Annotated in this window: 12 protein-coding genes; 5 read left to right on the top strand and 7 right to left on the bottom strand. The window is 39.0% G+C overall.

From position 1 onward, the window contains the following. Window positions 1-282 precede the first annotated feature (282 nt). Together LEP1GSC190_RS04350 and LEP1GSC190_RS04345 are read right to left on the bottom strand one after the other, a co-directional pair. Window positions 283-906: an MORN repeat-containing protein gene (locus LEP1GSC190_RS04350; RefSeq protein WP_002745454.1), complete on the bottom strand. Its 624-nt coding sequence runs from the start codon at window positions 904-906 to the stop codon at window positions 283-285. 56 nt (window positions 907-962) lie between these two features. Next, window positions 963-2,168 (bottom strand): metallophosphoesterase, encoded by a 1,206-nt coding sequence (locus tag LEP1GSC190_RS04345; RefSeq protein ID WP_002745566.1) that lies wholly within the window; start codon window positions 2,166-2,168, stop codon window positions 963-965. A gap of 151 nt (window positions 2,169-2,319) precedes the next feature. Here LEP1GSC190_RS04345 and LEP1GSC190_RS04340 point away from each other — a divergent pair, with 151 nt between their 5' ends. The 3 genes from LEP1GSC190_RS04340 (at window position 2,320) to LEP1GSC190_RS04330 (ending at window position 6,454) form a co-directional block, all read left to right on the top strand. After that, window positions 2,320-4,077 carry a GAF domain-containing SpoIIE family protein phosphatase gene (locus tag LEP1GSC190_RS04340; RefSeq protein ID WP_002745592.1) on the top strand — a complete coding sequence of 586 codons (1,758 nt, stop codon included), beginning with the start codon at window positions 2,320-2,322 and terminating at the stop codon, window positions 4,075-4,077. Between the two features lie 925 nt (window positions 4,078-5,002). Beyond that, window positions 5,003-5,287, top strand: a complete 285-nt coding sequence (locus LEP1GSC190_RS04335; protein WP_000991776.1) for an LIC10816 family protein — start codon at window positions 5,003-5,005, stop codon at window positions 5,285-5,287. 516 nt (window positions 5,288-5,803) lie between these two features. Continuing rightward, window positions 5,804-6,454: a DsbA family protein gene (locus LEP1GSC190_RS04330; RefSeq protein WP_002745567.1), complete on the top strand. Its 651-nt coding sequence runs from the start codon at window positions 5,804-5,806 to the stop codon at window positions 6,452-6,454. A gap of 86 nt (window positions 6,455-6,540) precedes the next feature. On the opposite strand, the gene LEP1GSC190_RS04325 is transcribed toward LEP1GSC190_RS04330, so the two are convergent. From LEP1GSC190_RS04325 to LEP1GSC190_RS04315, 3 genes are all read right to left on the bottom strand, one after another. Continuing rightward, on the bottom strand, window positions 6,541-6,927 hold the full coding sequence (locus LEP1GSC190_RS04325) for a phage holin family protein (RefSeq protein ID WP_002745497.1): 387 nt from the start codon (window positions 6,925-6,927) through the stop codon (window positions 6,541-6,543). Window positions 6,928-6,939: 12 nt separating this feature from the next. Further along, the gene (locus LEP1GSC190_RS04320; protein WP_002745560.1) at window positions 6,940-7,128 is read right to left on the bottom strand and encodes a hypothetical protein; all 189 of its coding nucleotides are present in this window, start codon (window positions 7,126-7,128) and stop codon (window positions 6,940-6,942) included. A 220-nt stretch (window positions 7,129-7,348) separates the two neighbouring features. Continuing rightward, window positions 7,349-7,921: a leucine-rich repeat domain-containing protein gene (locus LEP1GSC190_RS04315; protein WP_002745564.1), complete on the bottom strand. Its 573-nt coding sequence runs from the start codon at window positions 7,919-7,921 to the stop codon at window positions 7,349-7,351. A 266-nt stretch (window positions 7,922-8,187) separates the two neighbouring features. On the opposite strand from LEP1GSC190_RS04315, the gene LEP1GSC190_RS04310 reads away from it, so the two are divergent. Together LEP1GSC190_RS04310 and leuA2 are read left to right on the top strand one after the other, a co-directional pair. Further along, window positions 8,188-8,445 carry a hypothetical protein gene (locus tag LEP1GSC190_RS04310; RefSeq protein ID WP_002745394.1) on the top strand — a complete coding sequence of 86 codons (258 nt, stop codon included), beginning with the start codon at window positions 8,188-8,190 and terminating at the stop codon, window positions 8,443-8,445. Between the two features lie 477 nt (window positions 8,446-8,922). Next, on the top strand, window positions 8,923-10,230 hold the full coding sequence (gene leuA2 / locus LEP1GSC190_RS04305; RefSeq protein WP_002745463.1) for a 2-isopropylmalate synthase LeuA2: 1,308 nt from the start codon (window positions 8,923-8,925) through the stop codon (window positions 10,228-10,230). 247 nt (window positions 10,231-10,477) lie between these two features. On the opposite strand, the gene LEP1GSC190_RS04300 is transcribed toward leuA2, so the two are convergent. Both LEP1GSC190_RS04300 and LEP1GSC190_RS04295 read right to left on the bottom strand, forming a co-directional pair. Then, window positions 10,478-11,086 (bottom strand): TetR/AcrR family transcriptional regulator, encoded by a 609-nt coding sequence (locus LEP1GSC190_RS04300; RefSeq protein WP_002745495.1) that lies wholly within the window; start codon window positions 11,084-11,086, stop codon window positions 10,478-10,480. Window positions 11,087-11,633: 547 nt separating this feature from the next. Continuing rightward, on the bottom strand, window positions 11,634-12,332 hold the full coding sequence (locus tag LEP1GSC190_RS04295) for an Lcl C-terminal domain-containing protein (protein ID WP_002745528.1): 699 nt from the start codon (window positions 12,330-12,332) through the stop codon (window positions 11,634-11,636). Window positions 12,333-12,337 lie beyond the last annotated feature (5 nt).

The following is a 12,337-nucleotide window of genomic DNA, read 5'->3' as shown; positions in this document are numbered from 1 at the left end:
ACGTTCCTTTGGAAATTGATGGACTTTCTAACGGATTTGATTGTTGTTAAACTTTCTTAAGAGTTCTTACATTCTAAGGTCTTAGAACAAGCTCTAAAGTAAAAAAGTTGCATATATGATGCCAAAGTACAAAACAATCGATTAGAATACTTTGTTTTTCAATTTATCTGACAATCCATTTCAAAAACTGCGGTAGAGATCAAGCCGGATCAATCGACCGGAGGTGAGAGCAAACTCAAAAACCTCGCTTTTATAAATCGCTCGGTTAGGTTCGCCAAAAGTTTACCCGTGACAGTTTAGTTTGTTTCGGATAATGGAACATTCCTTCCTTTTCTTACCGATAGTTAAGTAACCTTCCGCACTTTCTCCATCGTCGTAGAATCTTCCGCTGAACACGGAACCGTTTGCAAACCAATACGTCCCCGTCCCCACCTTCTTATCGTTTTGAAAGTATCCAGAATATCTGTCTCCGTCTTGGTAGAGTATGTCTCCGTATCCATGTCGCTTATCATTTTTGAAACTTCCGGAATATACCTCTCCGGTATCATATACGTAAATACCTAGTCCGTTTTTACAATTCCCGTTCTTACATCCGGGAGTGGATCCGAGATAAGACGAAATCGATTTGGTTTCTTTCTTGGGAGATTGATAGGATTCCTTATACGATTTTTCCGGCTCCACGTACTTTTTAGGTTGGCCGAACGCGTCTTCTTGAAAGAATCTCCTTTCTTTCAGTTCAGGCTCCAAATCAAGATCACTCTTCTTTTGAGAGCTCGATGTTTTGGCATTTTCCTTTTTAGAAGTTACTTTGTTTTTCTTACCACAATCCGCTAAGACAAAGCATAAAAGCAGAATGACTCCTAACGTGAAAATTATCTTCCGATTGGATTCGAAGCCTTCCTCCATTTAAAGTCCCTTCTTTAAATATCGGAAATTGACTCCGGTTTCAAAAGATTTAGTTCTTAAGAATTTTTCTTCAATCGAATCAAACTGATTTCAGAAGGCGCCCCAAGTCGAATTGGAGGCCCCCAATACCCCGTTCCTCGGCTCACATAGATCCAAGTGTCCTTATGTTTATGGAGTCCCGCAACAAACTTCTGCGCGAGATAGATAAGTAGATTCCCCGGAAAATACTGTCCTCCATGTGTATGTCCCGACAACTGAAGATTGAATCCCGCATCGGCCCCTTCAAAGACGCTGTTCGGTTGATGTGCGAGTAGAATTTTGTAATCCGTTTTTTCTCCGCCCTTCATCGCCTGGTATGGATCTGTTTTATGCTCCACAAGGATAGATCCCGCTTTGAGATCGGTGACACCGGCGAGAGTTAGATTCGCTTTTCCATGTTTCAGAATTTGATTTTCGTTTAATAAAACCTGAATGTTATGTTTTTTCAATTCACGAATCCAAGAAAGAGCCCCTGAATAATACTCATGATTTCCGGTCACGAAAAAAGTTCCATGTTTGGATTTGAGATCGGCAAGAGGAGTGATATGATGAGCGAGTTTACTTACCGGACCATCGACCAGATCTCCCGTAATCGCAATCAAATCGGGCTTAAGTTCGTTCACGGCTTTTACGACAGATTCTAAAAAACGCTTTTTGATTGTAGGTCCGATATGAACGTCCGAAATTTGAACAATCCTGAACCCGTCCAAAGAAGAATGTAAGTTTTTCTCAAAGACATCCACCGAAATCACTTTTAGCTTTTTATGTGCCTGATAGAATCCAATTCCTGTAAGTCCTCCCGCAAGTCCAAGTACGGAGAAGCTCAGAAGTTGGTTTAAAAATTCCTTTCTTTGTACGAGTTCTCCCGCACCGCTATCGTTTGAATCGGAATCTGGAAAGAATTTTGTAAGCCCATACAAGGAGACCGCGGTGATGTCCTTCAACAAAACAAGACTGAATAAGATTGTAAAAAATCCTAACCCCGTGAACGCAAGATAGGAAAACGCGGTTTGAATCCCCTCGCGTTTGGAAGTCAAACTGATGTAATAGCTGACCGGAATACTTAAAGTACATAAAAAAATTAACGTCCATGCAAACCAAGAAATCCAATTTTGCGTGCTTAAACTTGGGATTAAACGAAAACCAGTATACACGTAACCCGATCCGATAATGAGGGTAAACACGGAAAGAAATACGAGAAAACGAGAAATTTGATTTTCCATGGCCTATATAAGACCGATGAAAATCCCCAAAGTTCCTTTTCGTATTAAATTTTTGATCTGTATAAGTTTTTCTTCGGTATTTTCAGTTTCTCGAATATTTCCCCAAACCCTTGACGAACCTTCGGTTTCTCTTAGCTTTGACAAAGTATCTATGCCTAAAAGTGTTTTAGAATCTCTAAAACTGAAAAGTATTCTCAGTACAAGCACGATTTTAAACGCAAATTTAGATCTCTATCAGCTATTACCCCTAATCATGCTCTACTCCAAAGATCTTCTGGAGGCAGAGGCGAGTTCCTTGTTCCTTCTCGATGAAGCGGAAGAATTTTTATACTGCGAAGTAGCACTTGGTGAAAAAGGTGAAATCATTCAAAAATATGGACGCCTTGATATAGGACAGGGGATCGCTGGTTGGGTGGCCAAAGAAAAAAAGCCGATCCTTTTAGAAGACGCGTATTCGGATTCTAGATTCAATCCATCCTGGGATCAAAAGACGGGTTATAGAACCCGTTCCTTGGTTTGTGTTCCTTTGTTCATCGAAAACAAGATTATCGGAACTCTTGAAATCCTCAATAAAACGCAAAACCGTTCGTTCGACGCCTGCGATTTGGACTATCTTACGTCCTTATCCGAAGTGGCCGCAATCGCGATCCAAAACGCGAAAATTCACGAAAATCTTAAAAAAAGAATTTTGGAACTTTCTCTCTTATACGAATTCGAAAAACTTATTGTTTCCGAAAAAAGCATTCATGAACTGGGCAATTGGGTACTGGAAAGGATTTTAGAATTCTTAGAAGCAAAAACCGGAACCATTTATCTCGCAGACCATACAAGCCAAACATTGAGAATTCTCGCAGCTAAAGGAATTCCGAAAGATGCGATTCATACGATCATAGTTCCTTTCGGTGAAGGCGTTGCCGGCTGGGTTGCTAAGGAAAGAAAAAATCTTCTCATACAAAACTTGGAAGAAGACAAACGTTATAATACGAAGTACAAGTTCGAAACAAACTCTCTTATTTCTTCCCCCTTGGTTTATAAAGACGAACTTTTAGGAGTTATCAGCGTCAATAACAAGAATTCCGGATTTGCGTTTCATAAAAACGATCTAGAAATATTGGGGGCAATTGCAAACCGACTTTCGATGACGATCAAGAATGCGGACCTCTCTCACAAAGTCGTAAATTCCGATCGGGAATTACAAAGAGCCAGAGAAGTCATGTCGAAAGTAATTCCGAATACGATCCCTTATATCAAAGGTCTGGAAATCGGAGCAGAACACATTCCTTACTCGAACGTGGGTGGTGATTTTTATAGTATATTCAAATTGGATCCGGAACGAACCGGATTTTTAGTCGCGGACGTTTCCGGCCACGGTCTTTCCGCATCGGTCATAGCGACAGTAATGAACACAATCATTTCCACGTATGATAGAGAAATTCTTTCTAGCCCATCCCAATTTTTTTCGGGACTCAATCACGCCCTCAATAACAAAATGGTCGGGAATTTCGTAACTGCATTCTACTGTGTGATCGACACGGAAAAAGATACGATTCTTTATTCCAATGCGGGACACAATCACCCTTTACTTTTACAAAATTCGACTGATAGTATGATCTCTCTGGAAACGAAAGGAAAACTAATCGGTGTTATTCCGGATCTTTTTTTCGAGGAGAAATCCATTCATTTCAGAACCGGTGATAGGTTGGTGCTTTATACAGACGGAATTTCAGAGCATTATTCCGACGACAGAACCAAACGTTACAGTGAAGAACTCATTTCTCTTTCGATCCATAAGTGCGCCTCTAAAAGCGCTCAGGAAACATCCGCACAAATCATCTCCGATAGTATTGAATATTGCAATTATTCCAAGTTCAGCGACGACGTAACCCTTCTCGTAATTGATCGTAAATAAATTCAACCTTATTTTTAAAGTATGATTTTGTTCGAAGTAAATAAGTGCATTTTATTCAAATCGACAACTACGAAAAATTAAAAACTTAATTTTATTTCCAACGCTAAAATTCATCCATTCAATACGGAATCAATTTGAAAAAATTTCAGATGATTGAATTCAACATAATTTCTTTTTTAGAATCGCATAAGAAAAGCCTGTTCCATTTTTTACGATTCTCCAACTGATTTTTAAAAGTCTGTCTTAAAAACCTCAGAATACAGGAGCCTCGACGGGAAGTTATCAGTTATAAAATATGTTCGAAAGCTCGTAAAATTACCAAAGGAATGTAACTTGTGGGAACTTCTATATTTTATTACGAACTTACTGAATCATTGTAACTGATTTCTTTTAAGGTTTTTAAGACAAGCTCTTACTGATCTCTATAAAATTAAGTACCGTAAATTTTAATTCCCAAGCCCTGTTTCAGTGTAAAATATGAGGCACTCTTTTATGCAGTTCTAAGTAATTGTTCAAAGATGAAATCAGAATTTGATTTTTCGATATCAAAAACGATATTATTCAATTTCCACATCTTGAAAAAAATGGCCGGTTACTTCTCTAAAAAAATCCTTTGCGGCTCTTTGATCAAAATAAATCAATTTCCGCCTCATTCAAATTCACTTCCTAAAATTTCATGTATGAAATTCATTTTTTACTTTATCAAAAAAGTCAGCTGCAAGGTTTTGTTTCGTGCAGGTTCCTATCTTGTTCGTTTGAAAGGCAACGTCATACGTCTTTATGATAAAATTCTTTAAACCAAAATCGCTATTCTTAAGTTGAACAAGCATTATATATAATCCCTTGAAATTAAAAATAAATTCCACTTTCCGAATGAAACAAAAAACTGTCGGAGTCTAACTAGATGAAATAAGGAGGATTCACAATGAATGCAATCACGATCTTTGCGCTTGCTTTGTTGGCAGTTCCTGTTTTTGCCCGTTTTGCTCGGGTGACGAAAGAAGCGATGGGTAGATATCACCTAATCGGCTTGGGAGGTTTGTTCTTGATTTTGGGAGAAGCGACCCGAATGACAGCAGACAAAATCTCTCCGATCGCGACACTCCTACCAGTCATCGACATCGTCACTGTGGTTTTAGCATATGCGGGGGTTCTCTTCGGGACACTGTGGTTATCAGTGTATTATATAAAGCACCCGAATGAAATTTGAAAATTCTTAAGCAAGAATGAGGAAAAAGGCGGGCTTGTTCCCGCCTTTTTTGCGTACAGAGAATCGATCGATACGGAAGAACCAACCGACTTTTTGAAAGTTTTATCGTGACATTAAAATTCTTACAGGTTGTCCTTTGATAATTTTACAAATTTTATGCGGGAACACTCTCATAGCTTCTTCTTAATCTAAGTCTCTGTGTGTTTGGTTTGATACTTTTGTATAAGATTCTCAGATTGCTCATTCAATAAATAGATTTGAACTATTTCTTTGTGCATATAGAATCAATCCTACACACCTATACTTTTCCTTTCGCTTTAGTTTCTTCTTGTCTTGTGGTTTTTCAAGTCCGAAAAAGGGAGACCATTCCTGCGCCGATTATTTTAATTCATTTACAAACTCAAACAACGTGACAAATTCCAAAGATCGGACAAAATCATCTTGCAAACCGAGAATGTAGGAACCCATACTATCTAAAAGGACCTTCGCAGGTAAAATGGAAAGACTTGAGACGGTATGAATCAAAGCGAACCAATCCGACATTCTATTCTTTACGCAGCCGATCCTCTTTGTCCCTGGTGTTACGGTTTTGGACCGGTCCTTCAAAAAATCCGGGAAGAATATAAAAACAAAATCCGATTTTCTTTGGTTTTAGGCGGCCTTCGCTTTGAGGACGGAGCCCAATTCCTAACGCCCGAATTATCAAGGATCTTAAAGCACGAATGGAAAGACGCAGAATTCATCACCAAACAACCATTTCAATCTAAGTTCCTAGATAAAAAGGATTTTCGATACGATTCTTTTCCCGCCTGTAAAGCGGTTATCAGTGTTCAAAAAATAAAACCGGAAATAGCATTCGATTATCTGAATATTCTTTCCAAATCCTTTTATTACGAAAATCAAGATCCGACCTCCTTCCAGACTTTTGTTTTTCTTGCGGAGAAGTTCGGTATTTCTTCCGAAAAATTTCAATCCGTATTCGAAGATAAGGACACCGATATGGAAACCAAAAACGACTTTTACTTCGGTTTTTCCTTGGGAGTAAGCGCTTTTCCGAGTTTAGTCTTTTCAGACGGATCTGAAAGTGGAATCCTAACAAGAGGCTATTACACGTACGAACAAGTGGATTCCATTCTTCAAGATTATTTCAGAGCGATAAGAGTCTAAAATCTATCTCATAGCCTTCCGCTTAGCTTCGCAACTTTGTTCCATGTCGTTACAAGTTATTTTAGAACAGGCTTTGATTTTAAATTTTAAGTATTCGTTCTTTCTTTCGTTCTTTCCTTGGCTTCCGTCTTGCCCACGTAATTTGCCAGAACCAAAAGTATTCCACCAAAAAACGCATACCAAAAACCTGGCACCGATAAGGTTTCCGGAAACCAATCCCCGATAATCAAGATTACCCAAGCATTGATGATCAACCCGATCAAACCTAAACTCAGATAATAGAATACGATTCCGATTCCAAGAGTCATGATTACCAATATAAGTCGTAAGATTGTGTTGATGATCACAAAAGCAATGACAACGATAATCGAATTGAGCCAGCCGCCTACTACATGAAAATCAGGATGAATCAAAGGAAAAACGAACTCCACGACGAGAGACATCAAAATCAGAGAAAATAAAAAATGGATCATTGCACTTCCAAGTTAAACATAAACGTCAATATTATTACCGACCGAAGGAGATAAGGCCCCCGGCACAACGACCTGCGTATCCGGATTTTCAACCTGATTGTCCTGAACCGCTACGACCTCCCTCGGAGAAGAACCAGTTGATGCGGGTGCAATCGAATCTGAAAATAAAATCTGTCTGGATCCTACCGCCATGTAAGACATAGTCTTTTGCTCCCAACCTGCAGATATTATAGTAAAATACACAAGATCTTCAAAGGAAATTTATTGAGCCGCTATAAAAAATTTCCGCGTCTTTCGGAAGCGCAGAATCACTCCGAATTGTTGGCCCCAGTTGCATAAAAGGAAAAACCATGTCCGGTTTTTCGGAGGAAGTTCGATACGATTTGTTAGCCTTAATCATCGTATTCGCCAAAAATAATATTTACCTTGGGAAGTAATTTTGTAATTCTCCGCTTTCATTCGGAAGAGTCATGAATTGATTGCCGTATAAATATAAATCTTCTAGGTTCTGCAATTCTCCGATTTCTTTCGGAAGCGTTTTGAGTTTGTTGTTGTCTAAAACTAATGATTTCAGCTTTTGTAAATTCCCGATTTCTTTCGGAAGCGCTTTGAGTTTGCCGCTTAAATGTAAATGTCGTAGGTTCTGCAATTGTCCGATTTCTTTCGGAAGAGTCATGAATTGATTGCCGGTTAAAGATAAATCTTCTAGGTTCTGCAATTGTCCGATTTCATTCGGAAGCGTTTTGAGTTGATTGCCGGTTAAAGATAAATCTTCTAGGTTCTGCAATTGTCCGATTTCTTTCGGAAGCGTTTTGAGTTGATTGCCCACTAAATTTAATACTCGAACATCCATTGGATTTTGAAGGGCCTCGGTTAGATTGCCGTAGATTCCTTTTTGTTTTTCTTTTTCGTATCTTTCATCTTCCCATACAATCAAAAAACAAAGAAGGATTAAAGTTAAAATTAAAATTAAAATTCCTATTTTTTTCATCATTTCAGAGCCATTTTAAAAATCTTTTCTGTTTTGTCATTCCTTGCATAACGTTATAACGTTATGCAAGCGTTCTTTCGGAAACGCAGAATCACTCCGAATTGTCGGGCACAATCATACAAAGGAAAACCATGTCCGGTTTTTCGGAGGAAGTTCCATGTGATTCGTTTCAATGGTGAGTATCGTTCTTTCCGAATCACTAAAAAACGGACTTGAACTGCGCACTATGGCAATTCTAGATTCTATTGTATTCCGAAGGAGAATGATCTATGAGTTTTTCGAAGATAGTCAAACGAGAATTGGAAGTCGCGTTTTCAAAAACCGGACAACCGCTCTGGTTCCGAATCGCTAAGTATTGCGTGTTACTGCTCCTTTTGTATTTGATCCGGGATTCCGAATATCTTTGGCATATTTTATTAAGCGTATTTGCAATTTCGTTTACGATCCATTTTTGGTTTAGATATAAAACGAAAGGATGGACGCGAAGTTACGGACCGTGGAAACACGATCAAAGTATAAAATCTTAAACTATCAATCCCAACGAGAACAACGACCGAGTCCGCTTCTACTTCGGGCCGTTTCCCCGACTTTTCCGTCAAACCAAAGAAACGAAGTGATTTTCCGGATACGATTCTCCTTTAATTTTTCAAAAACCCTAATATGCTTTTACCATAAACACGAATCGGTTCCATTTCAAAGCCATCGGCAAATTTTAAAACGAGATCGTATCCATAAAATTCGGACACTCGGCCGTTTTTGAAATTCGATTCCTAAGAAAAAAGTTCTTGAATTTTTTCAGAATCCTTACGAGCCTGATACTGCATGTTCCGCAATGTAACTCTACTACCTCTTCAGCTTCTTCTCCTCCTTAGTTAGGGGAGCCGGTAGAGTTGTAAAAAAATACACGAGCCCGCTCCTTTGAGTGGGCTTTTTTGTTTCCGGAAAATTCTCCTCACTCGGAAAAAAAAACCACTCCTGGAATCGGCCTCTAAAAGGAGAAAACAATGCAACAAAATTCGAAACAAGAAAACGAGTACGTCATTGAGGGCATTTCAATATCTGGAAATCAAAAATATATACAGTCCTTTTCGGAAATTCTTCAAAACCCTCTTCCCAAACATTCGCCCTTTTTTATGGACGTAACGTTGAGAGATGGCAATCAAGCTCTTCGTAAACCTTGGGATCTAGATCAAAAAGAAACAATCTTCAAACAACTTCTCAAACTCGGCGTTCAAGGAATCGAAGTAGGATTCGCGTCTTCTAATTCCCAAGAATTCAAAGCATGCAGTCACCTTTCTTCCATCGCGCCGGATAACGTTGTAATATCCTCTCTTTCCAGAGCGGTCGAAAAGGAAATAAAAACTTCTTGGAAAGCGGTTCGACACGCATCGAAGCCAAGGATTCATATCGTATATCCGATCTCCGCATTTACGATTCAAAACGTTTTGAAGTTAAGCCCTGAAAAAGTTTTAGAAAAAATTTCCGAATCCGTCTCTTTCGCAAAAAGCCTCGTCGGTTCTAAAGGTGAAATTCAATTTTCGGGAGAACATTTCGGAGATTCTCTGGAAAATTTGGATTTCGCCGTGGAAGCGTTTCGAACGGCGTTGCGCTACGGAGCCGATATCATCAATCTTCCGAACACGGTAGAACGTTATCGTCCTTGGCTTTTTGTTTCTATGGTACAAGCCGTTAGGAATATGCTCCCTGAAAACGCAAAAATTTCTGTGCATACACATAACGATTTGGGGATGGCAACCGCAACCACAGTTGAATCCTACTTTTCAGGCGCAGTTCAATTAGAGACCGCCTTAAACGGCCTCGGAGAAAGGGCCGGAAATACGAACACATACGAAGTTGCAATCGCTCTTCATAACTGCGGCGTCGACGTTCCACTGAACCTTTCGGCAATCTACGAAACATCTCGATTAGTCTCTTACCTTTCGGACGTTCCCATCTATGAAAAGGCTCCTTTGATCGGTGAAGACGTTATCTCTCACAGATCCGGAATTCATCAAGACGGTGTCGCAAAAACCCGACATCTCTCCAAAGGCGCCTATCGCGCGTTTGACGCAACTTTGATCGGAAGACCTGAAGGAGACCGAATCGAGTTTACAAGTCAATCCGGAAGAAGTGCGATTTTCTGTATTTTAAAAGACGCCGGAGAAGAGATCACCTTGGAACAAGCAGAAAAACTACAACCGATCTTAAAGAAGATTTCGGAAGATTCGGGAAAAGGGGAACTGACTCTGAGCGAAATTCGGCTCGTATGGAATCAGATGAAAGCGATTCCTCACAAAGCTTCTTCGGGATGAGTTTCCCGAAGAAGCTTTCATTCTAAAAATGATCGACTTTGAATTCAGATTCCGTCCCAAAACCTAGAAGTAGGAACTCTAACGAGAATTTAACAATTATAAAATTCGTTTGAAAGCTCGTAGGGACGCTCTGCGGGAATTCCTATTTTACTACGAAGTTACTCAATGATTGTAACTGATTTTTTTAAAATTTTGGAACAGAATCTTAGATCAAGTTCTATCGAAAGAAAGATAGATCTCGTTTCTTCTAGGATTGCCCGACAGGTTCGGAACTATTCATGATTCCGTAAAAAAGAATTCCATGAATTTCTCCCTGCAATTGCATCATCGAATATGAAGAATTTAAAAGAAGTTCCGGAGTCGCTGTCATTTCGATCGCAGAATTAAGAAGTGCGGCAAAAATCGTCGGGTCCAAATCTTTGCGAATCTCTCCCTTTTCGATTCCTTGTTCCACCAACGCCTGAACAGTTTTAGAAACAGACTCCATTTTTACTTCCTTTATATAAGCATAATGATCGGGAACCTGATCCCTGATTTCCATAATGAGCTCGTTTGCTCCCGCAGGAAACTGACTGAACTTGAATTCGCTGATCGCTTGGATTTTTTCATGCACTGGTAAAGAATCATCCTCGCTGATCTGTTCGAGTTTCGTATTCATCAAGTTATGTTTGTGAGAAAGAATTTCGTAAAGAAGGTGACTTTTATTTTCGAAATGTTTATACAAAGTTTTACGAGAGATTTTTAGAATCCTTGCGATTTCTTCCATTTTGGTTTTTGCGTAACCGTATTTTAGAAAAAGCTCAAGTGCCTTATCCATAATCCGATGTTTTACTTCATCTTGCTCCATCACTTTCATTTTTACGCACTTGCGCCATTTATGAAACTCTTTTTTTAAATTCGACAAGAATTCAAACTCAATCCGCTCAAATAAACCTCATTAAAAAAAATCTTTTATTTTCCGCTTCGTTCTCATTCAGAGAACTTTTTCCCACAATTCGTTTTAATTTTTCGACATAAGAAAACTTATCACCACTACCAAAGTAAAGTGTCTCTGGAAAAACCAATTTACCTACGATTAGTATTCACATACTCAGTCGATAGCGATAGATCTTGCGGATTTTTAAACGATCAAGAAAGGCGATTAAAGAACTTAAAGTACAAAAGACGACACGAGCATAATCAGAACGATGGAACCTTCTATCTGTCTCGATCTTAATATCAAGAGAAAACGAAAATTCCGTCGACTGATCTTTGCAACTTCTTCTATTCTGTACAATTTTAAATCAAACAAAAACATATAAAACATTCATTGTTTCCGATTTGGAAATAATTTTTTGATCAATTTATTCTCCGCCTGGTAGAGAACTCTATGACTTTAATATTTTATGATAAAACTACGAGCTTTAACGGGAACTCACACAGCGAAGATAACCCGAAGCATTTTTCGCTGCAGTCGTATTTGTGGATCCGGTAGTAAAATTGACTTTCCAAGCGGTGGTTGAATTTAAAGGATCGCTTGTACTAGTCCAAAATTCTATCAGGCTTCCGGTTGGATTTCCCGGAAACCAATCTTTTCGGATCGTAGGAATTTCAAAACTAGTACCCGCCGTTGTACAAGTTTTATCTTGAGAATTCGTCAGATCCGTTCCATTAGAACAATAAACGATCCCTTTTAATTCTACATGCGTGGGAACTCTCCACGTCATCGTCTTACCGGAAATATTGAAAGTAGAACAAGAATTAAAAACAGGTCCTGAAGTTAAAATCCCTCCCGGAGTTCCATTACATTGATTGTCCAAAGTGGAACAATATTGAGGAGAAACTAAAAATCCGGTACAAGAATCCGTGGCAACATCGTAGGTTTGACCGCGGGAACATCGCATCCAAGTAAGGCCGGTCGAAGGGAAAAAAATAGTTTCCCCCTGAATCACCGGAAGAACTCGGGTCCCTGCAATCAAAATAAGTAATAGTGAGACTAAAGAATCTTTTTCCTCATTAGGCGAGACAAAATCCCTGAAATAAGGATTTAAGTAACAAGCCGAGTTTAAAAGTAGAAAAAAAGAAAGAAAGATTCTAAAAAAAAGCATTCGAAAATTCGCCATAATTT

The organism is Leptospira mayottensis 200901116 (genome assembly GCF_000306675.2).
Classification (GTDB): Bacteria; Spirochaetota; Leptospiria; order Leptospirales; family Leptospiraceae; genus Leptospira; species Leptospira mayottensis.
This window is presented reverse-complemented; position numbering and strand designations above follow the sequence as displayed.